General features: G+C 62.9%; 19 protein-coding genes and 1 pseudogene. 10 read left to right on the top strand and 10 right to left on the bottom strand.

From position 1 onward, the window contains the following. Positions 1 to 249: pseudogene (locus tag AWB78_RS37410) on the top strand (S-(hydroxymethyl)glutathione dehydrogenase); the annotation flags it as partial. A 14-nt stretch (positions 250 to 263) separates the two neighbouring features. Next, positions 264 to 1112, top strand: a complete 849-nt coding sequence (gene fghA, locus AWB78_RS37405; protein ID WP_062611756.1) for an S-formylglutathione hydrolase — start codon at positions 264 to 266, stop codon at positions 1110 to 1112. Positions 1113 to 1878: 766 nt separating this feature from the next. Here fghA and AWB78_RS37400 read toward each other — a convergent pair. The 7 genes from AWB78_RS37400 to AWB78_RS37370 all read right to left on the bottom strand — a co-directional run bounded on the left by AWB78_RS37400 (position 1879) and on the right by AWB78_RS37370 (position 7084). Next, positions 1879 to 2667 carry a metal ABC transporter permease gene (locus AWB78_RS37400; protein ID WP_062611755.1) on the bottom strand — a complete coding sequence of 263 codons (789 nt, stop codon included), beginning with the start codon at positions 2665 to 2667 and terminating at the stop codon, positions 1879 to 1881. Continuing rightward, positions 2660 to 3580, bottom strand: a complete 921-nt coding sequence (locus tag AWB78_RS37395; protein ID WP_062611754.1) for a metal ABC transporter ATP-binding protein — start codon at positions 3578 to 3580, stop codon at positions 2660 to 2662. The genes AWB78_RS37400 and AWB78_RS37395 overlap by 8 nt, the downstream gene beginning before the upstream one ends. Next, positions 3577 to 4458, bottom strand: coding sequence for a metal ABC transporter solute-binding protein (locus AWB78_RS37390; RefSeq protein ID WP_062611753.1), 882 nt, complete (start codon positions 4456 to 4458; stop codon positions 3577 to 3579). The genes AWB78_RS37395 and AWB78_RS37390 overlap by 4 nt, the downstream gene beginning before the upstream one ends. Positions 4459 to 4499: 41 nt before the next feature. Then, positions 4500 to 4958, bottom strand: a complete 459-nt coding sequence (locus AWB78_RS37385; protein WP_062611752.1) for a Fur family transcriptional regulator — start codon at positions 4956 to 4958, stop codon at positions 4500 to 4502. A 228-nt stretch (positions 4959 to 5186) separates the two neighbouring features. Next, positions 5187 to 5723: an Lcl C-terminal domain-containing protein gene (locus AWB78_RS37380; RefSeq protein WP_062611751.1), complete on the bottom strand. Its 537-nt coding sequence runs from the start codon at positions 5721 to 5723 to the stop codon at positions 5187 to 5189. Positions 5724 to 5795: 72 nt separating this feature from the next. Continuing rightward, on the bottom strand, positions 5796 to 6269 hold the full coding sequence (locus AWB78_RS37375) for a hypothetical protein (RefSeq protein ID WP_062611750.1): 474 nt from the start codon (positions 6267 to 6269) through the stop codon (positions 5796 to 5798). Between the two features lie 11 nt (positions 6270 to 6280). Further along, positions 6281 to 7084 carry a hypothetical protein gene (locus AWB78_RS37370; protein ID WP_062611749.1) on the bottom strand — a complete coding sequence of 268 codons (804 nt, stop codon included), beginning with the start codon at positions 7082 to 7084 and terminating at the stop codon, positions 6281 to 6283. 728 nt (positions 7085 to 7812) lie between these two features. On the opposite strand from AWB78_RS37370, the gene AWB78_RS37365 reads away from it, so the two are divergent. The 7 genes from AWB78_RS37365 to AWB78_RS37335 all read left to right on the top strand — a co-directional run bounded on the left by AWB78_RS37365 (position 7813) and on the right by AWB78_RS37335 (position 14985). Continuing rightward, positions 7813 to 8586, top strand: a complete 774-nt coding sequence (locus AWB78_RS37365) for an L-iditol 2-dehydrogenase (protein ID WP_062611748.1) — start codon at positions 7813 to 7815, stop codon at positions 8584 to 8586. Positions 8587 to 8872: 286 nt separating this feature from the next. After that, on the top strand, positions 8873 to 10240 hold the full coding sequence (locus tag AWB78_RS37360; RefSeq protein ID WP_198399426.1) for an ABC transporter substrate-binding protein: 1368 nt from the start codon (positions 8873 to 8875) through the stop codon (positions 10238 to 10240). A 66-nt stretch (positions 10241 to 10306) separates the two neighbouring features. Then, positions 10307 to 11245, top strand: a complete 939-nt coding sequence (locus tag AWB78_RS37355) for a carbohydrate ABC transporter permease (protein ID WP_062611747.1) — start codon at positions 10307 to 10309, stop codon at positions 11243 to 11245. Beyond that, entirely contained in the window at positions 11242 to 12093 is an 852-nt protein-coding gene (locus AWB78_RS37350; protein WP_062611746.1) for a carbohydrate ABC transporter permease, read from the top strand. Before AWB78_RS37355 ends, AWB78_RS37350 begins: the two co-directional genes overlap by 4 nt. A gap of 10 nt (positions 12094 to 12103) precedes the next feature. Beyond that, on the top strand, positions 12104 to 12817 hold the full coding sequence (locus AWB78_RS37345) for an HAD family hydrolase (protein ID WP_062611745.1): 714 nt from the start codon (positions 12104 to 12106) through the stop codon (positions 12815 to 12817). 44 nt (positions 12818 to 12861) lie between these two features. Beyond that, positions 12862 to 13998: an ABC transporter ATP-binding protein gene (locus tag AWB78_RS37340; RefSeq protein WP_062611744.1), complete on the top strand. Its 1137-nt coding sequence runs from the start codon at positions 12862 to 12864 to the stop codon at positions 13996 to 13998. Positions 13999 to 14133: 135 nt separating this feature from the next. Then, positions 14134 to 14985, top strand: a complete 852-nt coding sequence (locus tag AWB78_RS37335) for an MOSC domain-containing protein (RefSeq protein WP_062611743.1) — start codon at positions 14134 to 14136, stop codon at positions 14983 to 14985. A gap of 4 nt (positions 14986 to 14989) precedes the next feature. Here the strand turns inward: AWB78_RS37335 and AWB78_RS37330 are convergent, their stop codons facing one another. The 3 genes from AWB78_RS37330 to dalD all read right to left on the bottom strand — a co-directional run bounded on the left by AWB78_RS37330 (position 14990) and on the right by dalD (position 19688). Continuing rightward, positions 14990 to 15937 (bottom strand): sugar-binding transcriptional regulator, encoded by a 948-nt coding sequence (locus AWB78_RS37330; protein WP_062611742.1) that lies wholly within the window; start codon positions 15935 to 15937, stop codon positions 14990 to 14992. A 718-nt stretch (positions 15938 to 16655) separates the two neighbouring features. Then, entirely contained in the window at positions 16656 to 18137 is a 1482-nt protein-coding gene (gene xylB, locus AWB78_RS37325; protein ID WP_062611741.1) for a xylulokinase, read from the bottom strand. Positions 18138 to 18308: 171 nt separating this feature from the next. Next, complete coding sequence (gene dalD / locus AWB78_RS37320) at positions 18309 to 19688, bottom strand: D-arabinitol 4-dehydrogenase (RefSeq protein ID WP_062611740.1); 1380 nt, start codon at positions 19686 to 19688, stop codon at positions 18309 to 18311. 367 nt (positions 19689 to 20055) lie between these two features. Here dalD and AWB78_RS37315 point away from each other — a divergent pair, with 367 nt between their 5' ends. Continuing rightward, entirely contained in the window at positions 20056 to 21600 is a 1545-nt protein-coding gene (locus AWB78_RS37315) for an FGGY-family carbohydrate kinase (protein ID WP_062611739.1), read from the top strand. Positions 21601 to 21943 lie beyond the last annotated feature (343 nt).

The raw sequence follows: 21943 nt of genomic DNA, 5'->3' as shown, positions 1-21943 counted from the left end.
GGCGTGGCGGCGGCGGGCGAAGAGATCAGCACACGTCCGTTCCAGCTCGTCACGGGCCGCGAATGGAAAGGCTCGGCGTTCGGCGGCGCGCGTGGGCGAACGGATGTGCCGAAGATCGTCGACTGGTACATGGAAGGCAAGATCAACATCGACGATCTGATCACGCATCATCTCAAGCTGGAGCAGATCAACGACGGCTTCGACCTGATGAAGAAGGGCGAGTCGATCCGTTCCGTCGTCATCTATTGAGCGAGGAGAAGTCCATGCTGGAACTCGTGGAAGAACATCGATGCTTCGATGGCGTGCAGCGCATCTATCGTCATGATTCGAAGACGATCGGCCTGCCGATGCGTTTCTCCGTCTTTCTGCCTGCACAGGCGTCTTCGGCAAAAGTGCCCGCGCTGTTCTATCTCGCGGGGCTTACCTGCACCGAAGAGACGTTCCCGATCAAGGCGGGCGCGCAGCGTTACGCGGCGGAGCATGGCATTGCGCTGATCGCGCCGGATACGAGCCCGCGCGGCGCGGATATTCCCGGTGAGAAAGATGCGTGGGATTTCGGCGTCGGCGCGGGTTTTTATGTCGATGCGACGCGCGAGCCTTGGGCGGGGCGTTATCGCATGTATTCGTATGTGACGCAGGAGTTGCGCGAGACGGTCATCGCGGAGTTGCCGGTGCGCGAGGACCGCATCGGTATCTTCGGGCATTCGATGGGAGGGCATGGTGCGCTCGTGCTCGCGTTGCGGAATCCGGACCTGTATCGGTCGGTGTCGGCGTTTGCGCCGATCGCGGCGCCGTCGCAGTGTCCTTGGGGCGTGAAGGCGTTTTCAGGCTATCTCGGCGATGATCGCGAAGCGTGGAAGCAATACGATGCCAGTGAGCTTATCAAGGGCGATGCGGGTTCGCGGTTTGAAGGCGGGATTCTGATCGATCAGGGGCTGGCGGATCAGTTTCTTGCCGAGCAGCTTTATCCCGAGGTGTTCGAGCGCAATGCGCGGGAGGCGGGGCACAGGGTGGCCGTGCGGCGGCGTGACGGGTACGACCACGGGTACTTTTTTATCTCGACTTTCGTCGGGGAGCATATCGCGCATCATGCGCGGGTTTTGTGTCGCTGACTTTGAATTGCGGGGTCTGGTTTTTTTCGCCGGATCCCGATTTCGCGTCGGTCTATTGGCGTTGCCCCTGTGCGGGGCGGCAGTCACTTTCTTTGCTGCTGCAAAGAGAGTAACCAAAGAAACAGCTATCCCCAGCCTAAGCACTTCATGCCGGCCGCGGCACAGAAGATGGCACGTGGTCCGGCAGTAGCGAGTGCCCTCATAGGCCTAACCGGGCGTGGACCGCGCACGGTCTGACAAGCTAGACCATTAGGGGCGCTGGTTCAGCACCAAATAGCTCCGGCACAGCGCTACGCGCTGCCGTTGGGTTTGCAAGGGAAACCAACCTGCGGCGAATGCAGTGAGATAGAAGCGTTAGAAAGGAAGCACACGCATCCCCGATGGACCGGTCGGCCGCGAAGCGGGCCGGAGCTATTTCGCGCCTTACCAGTCAGTTGAGCGGCGCGATGTGACAGACCGTGCGCGGTCCACGCCCGGTGAGTTTTGTGAGGGCGCTCGCTACTGCCGGTCCACTTGCTATCTTCTGTGCCGGGGCCGGCTTGAAGCACTTTGGATGGGGATAGCTGTTTCTTTGGTTACTTTCTTTGCAGCAGCAAAGAAAAAGTGACTGCCGCCCCGCACAGGGGCAACACCAATAGACCGATACGAAAACAGGATTTCACGCACGCACCCGAGCGTAAACCAGGGGACTGCCGCCCCGCACAGGGGCAGTGCTAATAAACCGACGCGAATACAAGTTCCACGAAAGACCAAGCACACCCCCCCTTCAATGCCCCCTCCGCCCCAGCAAACTCGCCCCATACACAACGGCAGCAAGCATGGTGATCCAAAAACTAGTAGGCCAGTCCGAGTAGTAAGCCAGCGTCAACCCAACCCACGCCTGCCCGAGCGCGAACAACGCCGCGAGGATCAACCCCGACGACAACCGCGTCGTCACATTCTGCGCCGCGGCCGCAGGCCCGACCATCAACGCGAACACGAGCAGCACCCCGACGATCTGCGTGCAAGCCGCCACCGCGAGCGCGGTGATCGCAAGAAACAGCACCGATACGAGCCGCAGCGACACGCCCTTGGCTTCCGCGAGTTCCGGCTGCAACGACGCGAACAGCAGCGGCCGCATGATGAAAGCGAGCGCCGCAAGGCTCACGACCGCGAGCCCCAGCAGCACGACGAGCGTCTCATGACTCACGCCGAGCACATTGCCGAAAAGCAGCGCGGTAGCCTGCGTCGCATACGCGGTGAAGAAGTGCAGAAACAGCAAACCAAATCCGAGCGATAGCGAAAGAATCACCCCGATCGCCACATCGCGGCCCGAGAGGCGCTCGCCGAGCGCACCCATGCCGACGCCCGCCGCGAGCGTGAATCCGACCATCCCCCAGAGCGGCGGCATGCCGAGCAGCACCGCACCCGTCGCACCGGTGAAGCCGACGTGCGACAGCGCGTGGCCCGCGAAGGTCTGCCCGCGCAACACGAGAAAGTACCCGACGATCCCCGACAGCACCGCGACGATCCCCGACGCCGCGAATGCATTCACCATAAAGTCGTATTCAAACATTGTGCGTGTGCTTTCCCTTCTTGCCGTGGCCGTGCTCGTGGCCGTGCTCGTGGCCGTGCTCGTGGCCATGACCGTGGTCATGTTCGTGCTCGTGCTCATGCTCTTCGCCTTCTTCGTGTGCGTGATCGAGCTTGTCGATCTCGACATCGCCCGACATCACGAAGATGCGCCCGTTCACGCGCATCACGTCGATGGGCGAGCCGTACAGACGCGACAGCACGGGCTTCGAGATGACCTCATCGACGGTGCCGAGCGCCGCGCGGCCGCTGCCGAGATAGAGCACGCGGTCGAGCGAGTTCAGTAACGGATTGAGTTCGTGCGCCGAGAAGAGCACGGTGATGTTCAGCTCGCGCTGCACGCGCCGCACGAGTTCGACGACGCCCGTCTGATGACGCGGATCGAGACTGATGAGCGGCTCGTCGAGCAGCAGCAGACGCGGATTGCCGAGCAGGCATTGCGCGAGCAAAAGACGCTGACGCTCGCCGCCCGACAGCTCCGACAACGGACGCGAAGCCAGCTGATGCGCGCCGACGAGTTCGAGCACGCGCTCGACATCCGCCCGAATGCGCGCGTTGCGATGCGGCAGGCCCCAGTGATGCCCGTCCGCCGCCATCGCGACGAAATCGCGGCCCAGCACGCGGCGGTTCGCGAGTCCCGTGCGGATCTGCGGCATATAGCCGATCGACGGGTTGCCGCGCACGACCGCCTCGCCGTTCACGCGGATGGTCCCGCTTTTCACCGGCACGAGCCCGAGCAGCGAGCGCATCAGCGTGGTCTTGCCCGCACCGTTCGGCCCGAGCACGCCGATGAACTCGCCGTTATGAACGGTGAAGCTCGTGTCGTTGAGAATCTCGCGTCCGCCGAGCGCGAGCGTCACGCGATCGACTTCGAGCGCGGCTTGCGCGGCGTTCATCGTTGCCATCCTTGCAGGGCGCCCGCGAGCGTATCGAGCTGCGACTGCATCCATTGCTGATAGGTCTGTTTCGCGGGCATGGTTTCCGTCACGCTGACGCTCGGCACATGCGCGTCCTTCGCGACGTTGAGCAGGCGCTTCGTGAGCGCGCCCGTCGCCTGACTGTTGTAGATGAGCACGTGCACGCGGCGCTCGCGCAGGTCCTTCTCGAAGGCGGCGATATCGGTGGCGCTCGGCTCGGTCTCGTTCATCTCGGCCATCTGGAAACGCTGGTTGCGCATCTCGAAGCCGATCGCATCGGCCATGTAGCCGAACACCGGCTCGGTCGCCGTGACCGGCACGCCCTTGTAGCGCGACTTGAGTTGCGCGATGGTCGCATCGATCGGCTTCATCGAACCGAGAAAGGTGGCGAGGCGCGCGTCGTAGTCGCTCTTGTGCGACGGGTCCGCGGCGACGAGATACGCGCTCACCGCGTTCGCGACGGCGGGCATCGTCGCCGGGTCGTACCAGAGGTGCGGATTGTCGCCGGCCTTCTTGCCGACGAGCTTCGCCGCGACGATCACCGTGCGCTTGTCATTGCTCTTCGATGCCGCGAGCAGCTTGTCCATCCACGGATCGTAGTCCGCGCCGTTATACACGACGAGCGCCGCGTGCTGCAACGCGCGCGCGGTCTTCGGGCTCGCTTCGAAAAGATGCGGGTCTTCGTCCGGATTGTTGAGAATGCTCGTCACCTGCACGCGATCGCCGCCGAGCTGGCGAATGACGTCGCCGTAAAAGTTCTCCGCCGCGACCACCGGCACGCGCGCGGTCTGCGCCGATGCCGCGCTGCAAAAGCCGAGCGCGATGGCGAAGCAGGTCAGGACGTGCGCGAGTTTCATCGATTTCCTTTGTGGATGAGTTGTTCTCGACAAGGCGCGCGTCAGGCGCCGCGATGTTTCTTCTGGCAATCGCTGCACAGTCCGCTCAGCTCGACGACCTGGTGATGCACCTTGAAGCCGTGCGCGGGCGGACTCGCGGACAGCGATGAAGCGAGTTCGCGGCCCTGGATTTCGAGCGTCGCGCCGCACTCGTCGCAGATGAGGAACTGGCTCTCGTGCGGCTTGCCCGCGTCGCAGCACGCGACGAACGCGTTCTTCGATTTGATGCGATGCACGAAGCCGTTCTCGACGAGAAAATCCAGCGCGCGATACACGGTGGTCGGCGGCACGCGCGCGCCGCGCTGCGGCTCCATGGCGTCGATGAGGTCGTAGGCGCCGATCGGCTTGTGCGCCTTCAGCACGAGTTCGTACACCTGGCGGCGCAGCGGCGTCAGGGCGACGCCGCGCTCGCCGGCGAGGACTTCGGCGCGTGCGAGCATGGTTTCGACGGATGCGGTCATGTCGGGTTGGCCACGCAACGTGGCTCGTTCGAGAGTTCAAGCGCGAGCGGGAGGCCGCTCGTCGGACAATTCCGAGATGATATAACGTATCACCCGAATCGTGAACAATTCTTTGCGGTCGATCAGGACTCGATCAGGATCGTGCTTTGGAGCCTTTGCTGATGGAAGCGTCGCCGGAAGCTGTCGTGAAAAGAAGCGAAACCCTGTTCGAGAATGGCGACCGTGCCGTCATCGTCGATTGATTTCCGCGCTCCGGACCAGCAGTACCGACAATGTGAAGCCCGCACTGTGAAAATCGACGGAGCCGTCCGTAAAGTTGAAGTAATAGAACGTGCCGGGCATGGCTGCAGTCGAAGTCCAGAAGTTCGCACCTTCGCCGAAATCAGACAGTGCTATATCAGGAAACGCGTTGGTATCGATCTTGGGTCCGTTGCACGCGTTTCGACGTAGCGTGTCCATTTCGCGGCCCGTGGGAATGCGCCAGCCAGGTCCCGCGCGTTGTGCGGCTTGCCGTGCGTCGCCCTGGCTCAGACCGGTTGGCTGACCCGTGCATCGTTGCCCGCGTTTGTCCCATTCCCTTCCGATGGCACACCGCTTCCAGATCAGGCCGGCATTCCGGTCGATTGCCAGGCCGTCTTGCAGCGACAGGTTTTTATCGAAGCCTCGAACGCAGGCAGCGATACTGGAAGAGGATGTCAGTAAGGCGAAAAGAAACGCCAGGAGGGACACCGGAGGAGAACGCCATTTCATCTTCGCCATTTCCATGGAGGTGCGATTGTTCGATCCGGGACGGTCTCGACTGACCGAACCAGCGTGCCAGATATATCGAAGGTGGCTCTACCTGGAGCCCGTCGCGAAAGAATCGTTCTTCGCGGGTACGCGTAAGCGTCCGGCGCTCGCGTCGTGCATGATCATGTAGATGAGCGGATCGTTCGTGACGCGAATGCGGCCGGTCTGTACGAGCTTTTCGCCGACGAAGGTCGCGCCGCGCACGAATTGACAGTGGTCGAAGCAACTCAACGTTCCGCTGCTCGCGCCATCCCGATAGCGGATGACGGGCTCCTTGTCCTGGTTCGTGCCCAGGTACCACACCAGCACCGTGTTCTGCGCTTCGGCCGGGCCGCCGGGAAGCTTGGCGTACTCGAACGCATCACCTTTCCTTCCGACGTAGTAGTGATCGGGTCCCGGCGATGACGACGCGCCGTCCGTGTAGGGCCGATCGGCGACCGGGCCGCCAAAGGCCAACGGCGTGAAGAACAGCGCCGGAAGCAGAACGAGTGGTGACGTGAGAACTCGAAGAAGCGGGCCCATGTCTCGAATCGTTACATCCGGGATGGTTGTCGGCGCGGATTGCCCGCGAGACTTCTGGCGTCGAGGTCGATGCGCTCGGCCCGGGTGAACTGCTCCATGGTCTGCCACTTCACAAGGCCGTTCGGCAAACCGTACGCGAGCTCATTGTCCTTCGGCGCCTCGTAGGTGTCGGGTGCGCTCTGGAAGCGCGTCTTTCGCCATGCCAGCGCGGCGAGTTGCTTCTTGCCCCCTGGCAGAACGTCGAACACGCGAATCCATGCCGGATGCTCGCCTAGCCGGGACAGATCGGAGGCTTCGTCGTCCGTGTCGGATGCGCGTGCCCAGCCCACCACGATGAGCCTGACCGTTCTACCCGCCTGATCCAGCTGTTCCTGACGTTGAACCTGCTTGCCGAGCAACTGAAAGCGCGTCACTGGGATATGCGAGCCAGCCCGGAAGTATTCCGCGATGACCCAGTCTCCGCCCGAAGAAACGATAGGAACGTCCCGGCGGCGATCGTAACCATAAATGCCGGACAGGTGCGACAACACCGATCGCGGGACGTGAGCACCGGGAAAGGTGTACCGGGCGGGCTTGAAGTCGTCGCCGGCTTCGGATTTGATCGAGTTGACGGCATTCATATCGAGCTTCAACGCCTGGGGCTGCAACCTGATCGAGATGAGCCGCTCGTTCGCTACGTCGGCGACATAGGGGGGATGTGAGGACTGTACCGTTCTGGTCGAGGGCGTGGCGGACATAGCCGAGGTTGCGCAGGCAGGCTCCCCTATGACGATGAAGGCCGCCGCGAGCGACAGTCCGATGGCGAAAAATTTCATGCTTTGAGTTCCTCAACGTTTCGCAGATGGCGAATGAGAATCCGGCTCGTCGGCGGAAGAGCAGCGAGTTCCCATCGCATATTTCACTTCTTCGATGCCGCTGTCGCCTGCTCGGCAAAGCCATTTGGTGGCTTCCCCTTTCACGCAATCAGTTCTCGTTGAACTGACGTTGTACGATTCTGCCCAAAATGGAATGTCTCATTTTTGTCTGAGGCCGGTTAAGGAATTCTGAAAACGCCATGTCGATAAAGGAGTTTCATCGCATGTCTTGGTGTGAGCAATTAAAGCATAGTTATTCGTCTCCGATAATCGATCTGATATGGAAGATTTCGTGGCCGCATTTACATGTTGCCTTCATGCAATCTAATGATCTTCCGAGGGAATTAATAAGCAGCTTTCCTGATTTTAAACAGCGATGCGCATAGCTGATTCATATTTAACGCAAACAGGAAATAAAAATAATCCGGGGCGAGAAATATAACGTTCGATAGAAAGCAGGCGTGTCGCCGCGGAACGCTATTTGCTCCTCCTCCAAAGCCAGAGGATTTCCCGAGGCTTTTGGACGTTTGCGCGCCGCAACATCGAAACCTGTGCCGATGCCTTGACACGGTCACGCGCAACGCCGATCATTCGATCAAACACAGAGCAATTGTTCAGTCGCGGAGCGTTCGCTCACTTCGGCGGATGCAACCGACGCGGTAGAACTAAGCGAAGAATCGGAGACATCGGTGAGACTGAGAGACAAGGTCGCGATCATCACAGGCGCCGCGAGCGGCATCGGCTGCGCGGTCGCGCGGCGCTATCTGGAGGAAGGCGCGCAGGTCGTCGTTGTCGACGTCAAAGACGAGCACGACATGGCGCAGCGCTTTGCGGACGTTTCGGCGAGCGTGCTCGCGCTCAAGGCGGACGTCACCCGACGAGAAGACATCGAGCGCATCGTGACGCGCACCGTCGAGCGTTTCGGCGGCATCGACATTCTCTTCAACAACGCGGCGCTCTTCGACATGCGCCCGATCCTCGACGAATCCTGGGACATCTATGACCGCCTCTTCGCGGTCAACGTCAAGGGCATGTTCTTCCTGATGCAGGCGGTCGCGAAGCGCATGGTCGAGCAGGGGCGCGGCGGCAAGATCATCAATATGTCATCGCAGGCCGGGCGGCGCGGCGAAGCGCTCGTGTCGCATTACTGCGCGACCAAGGCGGCGGTGATCAGCTATACGCAATCGGCGGCGCTCGCGCTCGCGAAAGAGCGCATCAACGTGAACGGCATCGCGCCGGGCGTCGTCGATACCCCGATGTGGAACGAAGTCGACGCGCTCTTCGCGCGCTACGAGAACCGTCCGCTCGGCGAGAAGAAGCGGCTCGTCGGCGAGGAAGTGCCGCTCGGGCGCATGGGCCTGCCCGTAGATCTGACGGGCGCGGCGCTCTTTCTGGCTTCATCGGACTCGGATTACATCACCGCCCAGACGATCAACGTCGACGGCGGCAACTGGATGAGTTGATGCATCGCATTCGCGCGGCTTGCGGCTTGAAGCGCGGAAAGCACCGTCTATAGTGAAACGGCGTCGCGGCGATGTTCACGCGGCGCGAGATCGGAGACGAAGGCGCTACAGCGGCGAAGGCAGGCGCAGCAGACGAGTTGTGCGAAGTGCGGCAACAAGGCTAACCCGGCAACCCGCGATCCAGGATCGCGCACCCTCAAAAGCAGGCAGCGGCATACACGGCACGTGCGGTCACGCATCGAGACCCTGCGCTGTGCCCGTGCCAACAAAAAGGAGACGAACCAAGATGAAACGCACTCAACGCATCGCTGGAGCACAACCGCGCGGGCGTCGCGCTCCGTTCGTGACCGGGGCGCTCTCGGCCGCGCTCGCGGCGGCGGCGCTCGTGCCGCTGTCGGGGCATGCCGCGACGACCATCACCATCGCCACGCTCAACAACCCGGACATGATCGAGCTGAAGAAGCTCGCGCCCGCGTTCGAGAAGGCCAATCCGGACATTCAGCTGAAGTGGGTGATCCTCGAAGAGAACGTCCTGCGCCAGCGCGCCACGACCGACATCACCACCAACAGCGGCCAGTTCGATGTGATCACGATTGGCACGTATGAGGCCCCGCAATGGGGCAAGCGCGGCTGGCTCTCGCCGATGACCGGCCTGCCCGCCAGCTACGATCTCGAAGACGTCGTGAAGACCGCCCGCGACGGCCTCTCGTACAACGGCCAGCTCTACGCGCTGCCGTTCTACGTCGAAAGCTCGATGACGTACTACCGCAAGGATCTGTTCCAGGCCGCGGGTCTCAAGATGCCCGATCAGCCGACCTACGACCAGATCAAGCAGTTCGCCGACAAGCTCACCGACAAGTCCAAAGGCCAGTACGGCATCTGCCTGCGCGGCAAGGCGGGCTGGGGCGAAAACATGGCGTACGTGTCGACGGTCGTGAACACCTTCGGCGGCGAGTGGTTCAACGAGAAGTGGCAGGCGCAGCTCGACACGCCCGAGTGGAAGAAGGCGGTCGGTTTCTACGCCGATCTGCTGAAGAACGACGGCCCGCCGGGAGCGAGCTCGAACGGCTTCAACGAGAACCTCACGCTGATGTCCTCCGGCAAGTGCGCGATGTGGATCGACGCGACGGTCGCCGCGGGCATGCTCTACAACAAGGCGCAGTCGCAGGTGTCGGACAAGATCGGCTTTGCGGCCGCGCCCGTCGCCGTGACGCCGAAGGGATCGCACTGGCTGTGGTCGTGGTCGCTCGCGGTGCCGAAGACATCGAAGCAGCAGGACGCCGCGAAGAAGTTCGCCGCGTGGGCGACCTCGAAGGAATACATCGAGATGGTCGGCAAGGACGAAGGCTGGGCCTCGGTGCCGCCGGGCACGCGCAAGTCGACGTATGCGCGCCCCGAGTACAAGCAGGCCGCGCCGTTCGGCGACTTCGTGCTGAAGGCGATCGAGACCGCCGACCCGAACGACGCGACGCTGAAGAAGGTGCCGTATAGCGGCATCCAGTTCGTCGGCATTCCGGAGTTCCAGTCGTTCGGCACGGTGGTCGGGCAGTCCATCGCGGGTGTCGTCGCGGGTCAGACGAGCGTCGATCAGGCGTTGAAGGCGGCGAACGCGGCCGCCGATCGCGCGGTGAAGCAGGCCGGCTATCAGAAGTAAATCTTCCGCAGCACACGGGCCGCGTCGCCTGATGCGGCCCGCGAAGCATCATCGAGAGGTGAAACGATGGCTCAACTGAATCCCCCCATCACCGATCATCATCTGGAGGAGTCCGCCGCCGAACGCGACAAGCGGCGCGCGAAGTCGGTGCGATGGCTGATCTCGCCATCCACCGGACTGCTCTTCCTGTGGATGGCCATTCCGCTCGCGATGACGATCTGGTTCTCGTTCTCGCGCTACAACCTGCTGAATCCTGATGTCAAAGGCTTCGCAGGCTTCGACAACTTCGAGTTCCTCGTCACCGATCCGGCGTTCGGGCCATCGATCGGGCACACGCTGACGCTGATCATTTCGGTGCTGGTCATCACGGTCGTAGGCGGCGTCTTGCTCGCGGTGCTGTTCGATCGCAAGTTCTTCGGGCAGGGCATCGCGCGGCTGCTGGTGATCGCGCCGTTCTTCGTGATGCCCACGGTCTCCGCGCTCATCTGGAAGAACATGATCCTGCATCCGGTGTACGGGCTGATCGCGGGGCTCATGCGCTCGATGGGCATGCAACCGATCGACTGGTTCGCCGACTATCCGCTCTTCGCGGTGATCGTGATCGTCGCGTGGCAATGGCTGCCGTTCGCGTTCCTGATTCTCTTCACGGCGATTCAATCGCTCGATCAGGAGCAGAAGGAAGCGGCGCGCATCGACGGCGCGGGTCCGTTCGCGATGTTCTTCTTCATCACGCTGCCGCACCTGAAGCGCGCGATCGCCGTGGTCGTGATGATGGAAACCATCTTCCTGCTGTCGATCTTCGCTGAAATCTATACGACCACCGGCGGCGGTCCCGGCACCGCGACGACCAATCTGTCGTACCTGATCTATGCGCTCGGCCTGCAGCAGTTCGACGTCGGTCTTGCATCGGCGGGCGGCATTCTCGCGGTCATTCTCGCCAACATCGTCGCGTTCTTCCTCGTGAGAATGCTCGCGAAGAACCTCAAAGGGGAGTACGAAGCATGAGCACTCATCCGGTAACCGCAAGCACGTCGATGCCCGTGCTGGATCACGTGAAGCGCATCGTGCCCGGCATCGTCGCGTGGATCTTTTCCATCCTGCTGTTCTTTCCGATCTTCTGGATGACGATCACCGCGTTCAAGACCGAGCAGCAGGCGTATTCGTCGTCGCTGTTCTTCACGCCGACGCTGGAGAGCTTCAGGGAAGTGTTCGCGCGCAGCAATTACTTCGGCTTCGCGTGGAACTCGGTGCTGATCTCGGTAGGCGTCACCTTGCTCTGCCTGATTCTCGCCGTGCCGTGCGCCTACGCGATGGCCTTCTTCCCCACGAAGAAAACGCAGTCGGTCCTGCTGTGGATGCTGTCCACCAAGATGATGCCGTCGGTCGGCGTGCTCGTGCCGATCTATCTGCTGTGGAAGAACACGGGCCTGCTCGATACCGTGTCCGGCCTCATCATCGTGTACACGCTGATCAACTTGCCGATCGCGGTGTGGATGGCCTTTACGTACTTCAACGAAGTGCCGAAGGACATTCTCGAAGCCGGCCGTATCGACGGCGCGACGACATGGCAGGAAATCGTCTATCTGCTGATGCCGATGGCGCTGCCCGGACTCGCATCGACGGGCCTGCTGCTCATCATCCTGTCGTGGAACGAGGCGTTCTGGAGCATCAACCTGTCGAGCTCGAACGCGGCGCCGCTGACGGTGTTCATCGCGTCGTATTCGAGTCCGGAAGGCTTGTTCTGGGCGAAGCTCTCGGCGGCCTCGCTGCTCGCGGTCGCGCCGATCCTGATCGTCGGCTGGGTCTCGCAGAAGCAGCTCGTGCGCGGTCTCACGTTTGGCGCGGTGAAGTGAGGGTGCGAGCGTGAACCTCACTCCATCCAGAGAGGCCAACCTCGAAGATCGCCTGCTGATCTGCGATTGCGACGGCGTGCTCATCGACAGCGAAGCGGTGGCGGCGCGCATGCTCGTCAGCGAGCTGGAAGCGCTGTGGCCGGGCGTCGATGTCGAGCCGGTCGTGATGCCGCTGCTCGGCCTGCGCATCGAGGCGGTGCTCGCGAGCGCCGGCGACACGGTGAACCGCACGCTGACGCCTGAACAGGTCATCGCGATCCGGCGCGCCGTCGAAGCCGCGGCGATTCAGGCGCCGACCGTGACGGGCATCGCGGAGGCGCTCGCGGCCGTGCCGTTTCAGAAGGCGTGCGCGAGCAACAGCTTCTCGACCTATGTCGATGCCGTCCTGCAACGCACGGGCCTCGTGCGCTTCTTCGGCGAGCGGCGTTTCTGCGCCGACATGGTCGAGAACCCGAAGCCCGCGCCGGACGTGTATCTCGCGGCGGCGCGCGCGATGCGCATCGCGCCGCTGCGCTGCCTCGTCGTCGAGGACAGCGTGACCGGCGTGACGGCGGCGAAGGCGGCGGGCATGCCGGTGCTCGGCTTCATCGGCGGCGGGCACGCGACCGAAGGACAGATCGGCGCGCTGGAGAAAGCGGGCGCGCAGGTCGTTTTCGACGACATGACGCGATTGCCGGCGCTCGTCGAGCAATGGCTGCAGAACGCGACGTTCGAAATCAGATAGCGACGGCATGCATTGCCTCGTTAATGAAGACTGGAGACACAACCATGGCTAGCCTGACACTGCGCAACATCAGCAAGCGTTACGAAGAAACCGAGGTGATGCGCAACATCAACCTCGATATCAACGACGGCGAGTTCGTCGTGTTCGTGGGCCCGTCGGGCTGCGGCAAGTCGACGTTGATGCGCATGATCGCGGGTCTGGAAGATATCAGCGGCGGCGATCTGATGATCGACAACGCGCGCGTGAACGAACTGCCGCCCGCGAAGCGCGGCATCGCGATGGTGTTCCAGTCGTACGCGCTCTATCCGCACATGACGCTCTACGACAACATGGCGTTCGGCCTCAAGCTCGCGGGCGAGAAGAAGCCCGCGATCGACGCCGCCGTGAAGAACGCCGCGAAGATCCTGCACATCGATCATCTGCTCGACCGCAAGCCGAAGCAGCTCTCGGGCGGCCAGCGTCAGCGCGTGGCGATCGGCCGCGCGATCACGCGCAAGCCGAAGGTCTTTCTGTTCGACGAGCCGCTCTCGAACCTCGACGCCGCGCTGCGCGTGAAGATGCGCCTCGAATTCGCGCGCCTGCACGACGACCTCAAGACGACGATGATCTACGTGACGCACGATCAGGTCGAAGCGATGACGCTTGCCGACAAGATCGTCGTGCTGTCGGCGGGGAACATCGAGCAGGTCGGCACGCCGAACACGCTGTATCACGCGCCGGCGAACCGTTTCGTCGCGGGCTTCATCGGCTCGCCGAAGATGAATTTTCTGTCGGGCACGATCGCGCAGGTTCAGAGCGACGGCGTGCTCGTGAAGTACGCGACGGGCGAAACGCAGCTCGTCGGCGTGCTGCCGGGCAATGCGAAGCCGGGCGATGCGGTGACGGTCGGCGTTCGTCCCGAGCACTTGCAGCCGAATTCATCGGAAGCGGGCGATTACGGCCTCTCCGCGACTGCGATGACGGTCGAAACGCTCGGCGATGCCGCGTATCTCTATGCGGAAACGGAAGTCGCGCCGGATGGTTTGATCTCGCGCATTCCGCCGCTCGAAAAGCACGCGCGCGGTGAAAAACTCAAGCTCGGCGCGGCGCCGGATCATTGCCATCTGTTCAACGCGGAAGGGCAGGCGTTCACGCGCAAGGTGGTGGATTCGTGGATGCGGCAGCACGCGACGGCGGCGTGAAGCGTTGAGCCTTGCAGAAGCGGCGTCATTCGAAAGAATGGCGCCGTTGTTTTTTGCAGCAAGCAGCTGTGCGCGATAATTCGGGGTTAGACCGGCCGCATCCGATGGCCGGCGCCGTTTCCACACGATATCGCCATGCCCGTCCTGAACGAACTCTTCGTCTATCCGATCAAGTCCTGCGCGGGCATTTCGCTGCGCCGCGCGACGCTTCGCGACACCGGTCTCGAATACGACCGTCACTGGATGGTGACCGATCCGGCGGGCGGCATGTTCACGCAGCGCACGCATCCGCGCATGGCGCTGATCAAGACTGCATTCGATGGCGACGATCTCGTCATCGACGCGCCCGGCATGCCGACGCTGCGCACTCCGTTACACGCCGAAGCGCTCGCGGATGCGCAAGCGCTGCGCGCGACCGTCTGGAGCGACACCGTCGATGCGCTCGACACGGGCGAGCACACCGCGCACTGGTTCAGCGCGTTTCTCGGCATGCCTGCGCGCCTCGCGCGTTTCGCGCCGTCCGCGCGTCGCGATGTCAGCGACACATGGACCGCGCCGCTTGCCGTGCACACGCGCTTCGCGGATCAGTTTCCGTTGCTGGTAGTCGGCCAGGCATCGCTCGACGATCTCAACGCGCGCCTGTCGGGCAAAGGCGCGCCGGGCATCGCGGCCAATCGCTTCCGGCCGAATCTCGTGATCGGCGGACTCGATGCGTACGAAGAGGACTATGTGGGCGACATGCGGATCGGCGATGCGGGCTTGCGGCTCGTGAAGCTGTGCACGCGCTGTCCGATTCCGTCGATCGATCAGGACATGGGCGCGCCGAATCCGGCATGGCCGCACGAGCCGCTCGACACGATGAGCGCGTATCGCGCAAGCGAGCAGTTCGACGGCGCGCTGACCTTCGGCAAGAACGCGATCATCGTGGAAGGCGAGGGCGTCGTGCTGGAGGTCGGGCAGGAAGTGGAAGCCGACATCGACTTCTGACGTTTCAGGCGTCGAGCGCGGCCTTCGCGCATAGCTCGTCGGTCACGAGCCCCGACAGCCATTGACCCTTCAGCGCGGCGATCAATGCTTCGCGCTTGCGTTGGCCGCCCGCGAAGCCGATCGTCGGGCGCTTGGGCGGTGTATCGAGCTTGAGGCTCGTCACGCGAGCACCCGTTTTCGAGCGCACGCGCTTGCCTTCGGCGTCGATCGGCAGGCCGAGCCATTCGGCCACGGCGCCGGCGTCCATCAGTTCGCCGACTTCCGCGCGCGTGATGAAGCCGTCTTCATGCAGCGGACAGTTCACGCCGATGTTGCCGATGCCGACGAACGCCACATCGGCGCGTTGCGCGAGTTCATCGACGATGCGATACAGCCGGTGATTGACCCATTGCGCGCGCTCGGCTTCGCTGTCGGCCATGAGCGGCGCGGGCAGCATGAAATGCTTGCCGCCGGTTTTCTCCGATAACTGTTGCGCGACGTCGTAGCGGTTCGACGAGCCGTCCTGCGCGATGGCGCCGACCATCGACACGAAACGATGCTGCGGCCGGTCGATCTGCCCGATCTGCGCGACGCAGGCCTTCAACGTGCGCCCGCTGCCGATGGACACGACGAGCGGCTTCTCGTCGAGCAGATAGCGCTCCATCACCTGCGCGCCCGCGACGGCGAGCTTGCGGTCGATCTGCTCGGGCGCATCGCCGTCGATGGGCACGACTTCGCACATCGCGAGGCCGTAGCGGTCGCTGAGCGCTTTGGCGAGCGACAGGCAATCGGCGATGCGATGATCCACCCGCACGCGGATCAGGTTCTTCTCGACCGCGAACGCAACGAGGCGCTGCGCCACCGGGCGCGAGATTTGCAGCTTTTCGGCGATCTCGTTTTGGGTGTTGCCGGCGACGTAGTAGAGCCACGCTGCGCGGGTGGCGAGATCGAGTTTTTCGGTGGATTTGGGCACTGGTGGTTTTTTGCTTGGTGTTTTCTGAGGCGCTGGTTTGCTTGTGTTCTCGTTTTGAGTTCTCGCCGGATCCCGTTTTGTTTTTGGTCTATTAGCGTTGCCCCTGTGCGGGGCGGCAGTCACTTTCTTTGCTGCTGCAAAGAAAGTAACCAAAGAAACAGCTATCCCCATCCAAAGTACTTCATGCCGGCCCCGGCACAGAAGCAGTCTCGTGGTCCGGCAGTAGCGAGTGCCCTCGTAGGCCTAACCGGGCTTGGATCGCGCACGGTCTGTCTCATCGCGCCACACAACAAACTGGTTCAGCACCAAATGGCTCCAGCCCGCTTCGCGGCCGACCGGCCCATCGGGTCCGTCCGTACTTCCTTGCTAATGCTTCCATCTCACTGCATTGGCCGCAGGCTGGTTTCCCTTGCAAACCCTTCGGCAGCGCGTAGCGCTGTGCCGGAGCTATTTTGTGCTGAACCGGCGCGCCAAAACAACTAGCTTGTCAGACCGTGCGCGATCCAAGCCCGGTATGGCCTATGAGGGCACTCGCTACTGCCGGACCACGTGCAATCTTCTGTGCCGCGGCCGGCATGAAGTGCTTAGGCTGGGGATAGCTGTTTCTTTGGTTACTTTCTTTGCAGCAGCAAAGAAAGTGACTGCCGCCCCGCACAGGGGCAACGCAAATAAACCGACGCGAACACAAGTTCCATAGAAGCCCACCAACACCACAAAATCAAGCCAACCTAGGCCGCGCCGGATCAAACAACGGTCTCACATGCTGATAAAGCTCCCTGAACCCTTTCAACCGCTGCCGCAGAAGCTCATGCCGCGCCGCATTCGGCGTGAATTCCTGTTTGATTTCGGGCTTGGCGAGCACGGTCGCCGGATCGCCACCGGCAGCGAGCCACCCAAGCCGCGCTGCGCCCAGCGCCGCGCCCGTCTCCCCGCCGCCGTGCGTGCGCGTCGGCGTATCGAAAGCATCGGCGAACATCTGCGCCCAATACGCGCTGCGGGCGCCCCCGCCCAGCATTGACAATGCACGCGCCTGCGTGCCGGCAGACTCCAGCGCATCGAGCCCGTCGGTGAGCGAGAGCGTCACGCCTTCGAGCACCGAGTAACCGAGCAATGCGCGATCGGTCGCGTGCGTCATGCCGAAGAACACGCCTTGCGCGTACGGATCGTTGTGCGGCGTGCGCTCGCCGCTGAGGTACGGTAGAAATAAAGGCGCCGACGGCAGCAAATCGGGCGAAAGCGCTTCGATCTCCGCAAGCAGAGTCGGCTCGTCCGTCGACGTCAGCTTGCACACCCAGCGCAAGCAGCTCGCCGCCGACAGCACCACGCTCATCTGATGCCAGCGATCCGGAATCGCGTGGCAGAACGCATGCACCGCCGATGCCGGATTCGGCCGGTAACGATCGCCGATCACGCACAACACGCCCGAGGTGCCGAGCGACAGGAAACCGTCGCCCGGATCGGTCGCACCGATGCCCACCGCGCTCGCGGCATTGTCGCCGCCGCCCGCCGCGACGATCACGCCCTCGCGCAAACCGAATTCACGCGCGAGCTCGGGCCGCAAGGTGCCCGACGGCTCGCTGCCCTCGGCAAGCGACGGCATCTGCTGACGCGACATGCTGCACGCGGCGAGCAACTCGTCGGACCAGTCGCGGCGCGCGACATCGAGCCAGAGCGTGCCCGCCGCATCCGATGGATCGGACACCTTCGTGCCCGTCAGATGCATGCGCAGATAATCCTTCGGCAAGAGCACGCACGCGGTCTGCTTGAAGATGTCGGGCTCGTTGTGCGCGACCCACAGGAGCTTCGGCGCGGTGAAGCCGGGCATCGCCAGATTGCCGGCGATCTCGTGCAGGTTCGGCGCGCGCTCGTAGAGCTCGGCGCACTCCTTGTCGCTGCGCATGTCGTTCCAGAGGATCGCGGGACGCAGTACCTTGTCCTGCGAATCGAGCAGCACCGCGCCGTGCATCTGACCCGAGAGGCCGATGCCGCGCACCTGCGCGAACTCGTCGGGGAATTTCTCGCGCAGCGTGAAGAGCGCGGCGCGCGTGCCTTCCCACCAGTCGAGCGGATTCTGCTCCGACCAGCGCGGCTTCGGACGCGATACCGTGAACGGCGTGCCCGCCGTGCCGATCACGCCGCCATCGGAGGCGAGCAGCAGAACTTTCACTTCGGAGGTGCCGAGGTCGATGCCTAAGTACATGAACGGACCCTTTGTCGTTGCCGGGATCGAAGCCGGCGCAAAACGAGGCGTGATGCCAATGCGGCGGAGGCGCTAATTTAACGCCACGCCGCGCGCCGCGCCATGGGCACATTACCCGAGCGGCGCGGCGCGCGCTTCACGATAGCGATTAACGTGGCGATAACGTCGCCGTTATGGACGATTCGCGAGCCACGCATCGACCTTCGCGATGGCCTTGCGCATCACGCGCTCGAGCCCTTCGGTCTGCGCCATGCTGCCCCACAGAAGCTTGTCGCCGGTGAACGCCTTGACCGGATCGGGCGCCGTGAAAAAGCCGTGCGCGACGGCCGGATCCATCACGCCGTCCTGATACGTATAAGGCAGCTTGCCTTCGTGCCAGCGTTCGAGGAAGCGGAAGAAGAGCGCGGGCAGGATCGCGGTCGAATCGGGATCGACGTTGCGCGCGAAGCATTCGGACAGCGTCGGTGCGATGAAGCCCGGCAGCTTCGAAAAGCCATCGGCCGCGACGCGCTGATTCGTGTCCTTGATATACGGATTGCTGAATCGGTCGAGCACGACATCGCGATACTTCGCGAGATCGATCGGGCTCGGCGTGAGGCAGGGAATCACGTCGTCGGTGACATAGGCGTCCGCGAGCGCGCGGATCTCCATGTCCTGCGTGCCTTCGTGAATGTATTGCAGACCGACGAGCGTCCCCGCCCACGCGATGCAGCTATGGCTCGCGTTCAGCACGCGGATCTTCGCTTCCTCATACGCATGCACCGAGTCGACCATCTCCGCGCCGACCTTCTCCCACGCGGGCCGCCCGGCGATGAACCGATCCTCGATCACCCACTGGATGAACTTCTCGCCCATCACGGGGGCCTTGTCGTCGAAGCCGGTCGCGGCCTTCACGCGCTCGGCGACGTCGGGCGTCGGGCGCGGCGTGATGCGGTCGACCATTGCGTTCGGGCACGACGTGTTCGCATTGAACCAGTCGCGCAACGCGGTTTCGCCGCGCAGCTCCAGGAATTGCAGCATGCCTTTCTTGAAGCGGTCGCCGTTGCTGCGCAGGTTGTCGCAGTTTTGCAGCGAGACCTTGCCTGTGTTGTTCTTCATGCGCGCATCGAGGATCGCGGCGATCGCGCCGTAGATCGTCGTCTTGCCGCCTTTCAGATCGGCGGCGAGATCGGGATTGGCGGTGTCGAGCTTGTCGTGCTCGTCGAGGTAATAGCCGCCTTCCGTGACCGTGAACGACACGATCTTGCAGGCCGGATCGGCGCCCGTCGCGATGAGTTCGCTCAGGTCCGCGGACCACGGCACGACCTTCTTGATCGCGCGGATGGTCTCGTACTCGCGCTCGCCCTTCGGCGTGACGGTTTCGAGCGTGTACTCGCCGTTTTGCGCGGCGAGCGCATCGAGCACCGCGTTCATGTCGCCGCGGATATTGCCGTCCGCGAGCGACCAGCTTGTGTCGCCCGTCTCGTTCAGCCGATGCAGATACCACGCCTGATGCGCGCGATGAAACGACCCGGCGCCGATGTGCAGGATCACGTTGGCTTCGCTAGTCATGTTGTCTCTTCCTCTGATTGGCGGTGCGCCCGTTCTTCGCGGACGGCTGTTCGCAATGACGCGCGATGGCGGCCAAAGCGGCTATGTGAGCATTTGCTCGTTTGATGATCTAATGATCGTATTCGCAAGTGGGAAAGTCAAGGCGCCGTGTTCCTGCGACGCGGCGCAAATTGCGCGCCTCATGGCATCCGGATATGCCCTGCGTGTGTGGGCGCAGGGTGCATTGCGGCGCACAAACTTCGTCGCTCGGTGCGGATCGGGAATAACCCGGATAGTCAACGTGACGGCCATTGAACGAAGGTGCGTGAGCCAAATGCCCATTGACGCCTTTAACGATAGGCGGAAAAACAGAACACGGGAGACAGACATGGATTACGTGATCGGCATCGACATCGGCACGCAGAGCACGAAGGCGTTGCTCGTCGATACCAGCGGCGCGATCGTCGCGCAGCATTCGAGCGCCTACCATCCGGACACGCCCAAGCCGCTCTGGGCGGAGCAATGGGCGTCCGTCTGGTTCGATGCCGTGACCGAATGCATCGCGGGCGTCGTTGCGAAGGCGCGGGAGAAGGGCGTCGCGGCGGGCGATGTGAAGTCGCTCTGCGTGAGCAGTCTGTACGGCGGCTCGGGCATTCCCGTCGATGACAACATGGAGCCGCTCTATCCGTGCCTCATCTGGATGGACCGTCGCGCGACCGCGGAGGTCGACTGGGTTCGCGAGCATGTCGACATGAAGCGGCTCGAAGCGATCACCGGCAACGGCGTCGACAGCTACTACGGTTTCACGAAGATGCTCTGGCTGCGCAATCATCGGCCGGACGTGTGGAAGAAGACGCGTCATTTCCTGCCGCCGAATGCGTTCGTGATTCATCGTCTGACGGGCGAGCTGGCCGTCGATCACAGTTCGGCGGGCAATCTCGGCGGCGTGTACGACGTTGCTGCGCGCGCCTGGTCGACGGAGGCACTCGACATGCTCGGCATTCCCGCATCGATGATGCCGGCGCGGCTCGTCGAATCGTCGGAGGTGGTGGGCGGGCTCTTGCCCCAGTGGGCGGACAAGCTCGGTCTTGCGGCGGGCACGCCGGTCGTCGCGGGCGGCGTCGATGCGGCGGTGGCGACCTTCGCGGCGGGCGTCACGAAAGCGGGCCATCACGTTGCGATGATCGGCACGAGCATGTGCTGGGGCTACATCAACCAGACCGTCGATGCGAGTCATGGACTCGTGTCGATGCCGCATGTGTACAACGGCAAGCGCGATCTGTATGTGTTCGGCGGCGCGAGCACGGCGGGGCAGTGCGTCGCGTGGTATCGCGATCAGTTCTGTCAGGGCGAGATCGCCGCAGCGAAGGCGATGCCGCATGGCGATCCGCATGCGCTGCTGGAAGATGCGGCGTCGAAGGTCGCGGCGGGTTCGGATGGCGTCGTGTTCCTGCCTTATTTGATGGGCGAACGCAGTCCGGTGTGGGATGCGCGCGCGAGCGGCACCTTCGTCGGGCTCAATCTGTTTCATACGCGCGCGACGCTTTATCGCGCGGTGCTGGAAGGTGTCGCGTTTGCGTTGAAGCACAACATGGAGGCGGGGCGGCGCGGCGCGCAGTCACTCGATGACAGGCTGATCGTCGTCGGGGGCGCGGCGCATTCGGATCTGTGGATGCAGATCATCGCGGATGTCACCGGGTATCCGGTGTTGTCGATCGAGCAGGAAGTCGAAGCGGCGATGGGAGCGGGGTTGCTCGCTGCGCTGGGCGTGGGGCTGATTTCGCGGGAGACGGCGGAAGGCGGGTGGGTGACGCTCGTTGAGCGTGCCAGGCCGGATGACGCGCGGCAGCGCGTGTATGCGGAACGGTTCGGCGTTTATCTCGAGATTTATCCGGCTTTGAAGGGGGTGATGCATCGGTTGCGGGGGGAGTGAGGGGTTTGGTTCGGTTTTGTTTCGGCGGATTTCGTGTGGGGGGCGGCAGTCGTCTGGTTTATTCGCGGGTGCGTGCGTGAAATCCTGTTTTCGTGTCGGTCTATTAGCGTTGCCCCTGTGCGGGGCGGCAGTCACTTTCTTTGCTGCTGCAAAGAAAGTAACCAAAGAAACAGCTATCCCCAGCCTAAGCACTTCATGCCGGCCGCGGCACAGAAGATTGCACGTGGTCCGGCAGTAGCGAGTGCCCTCATAGGCCTAACCGGGCGTGGACCGCGCACGGTCTGACAAGCTAGAAGTTATAGCGCGCTGGTTCAGCACCAAATAGCTCCGGCACAGCGCTACG

This window comes from Caballeronia calidae (assembly GCF_900044055.2).
In the GTDB taxonomy this organism is placed as follows: Bacteria; Pseudomonadota; Gammaproteobacteria; order Burkholderiales; family Burkholderiaceae; genus Caballeronia; species Caballeronia calidae.
The sequence above is the reverse complement of the archived record's forward strand: the minus strand, read 5'-3'. Positions and strand labels throughout refer to the sequence as shown.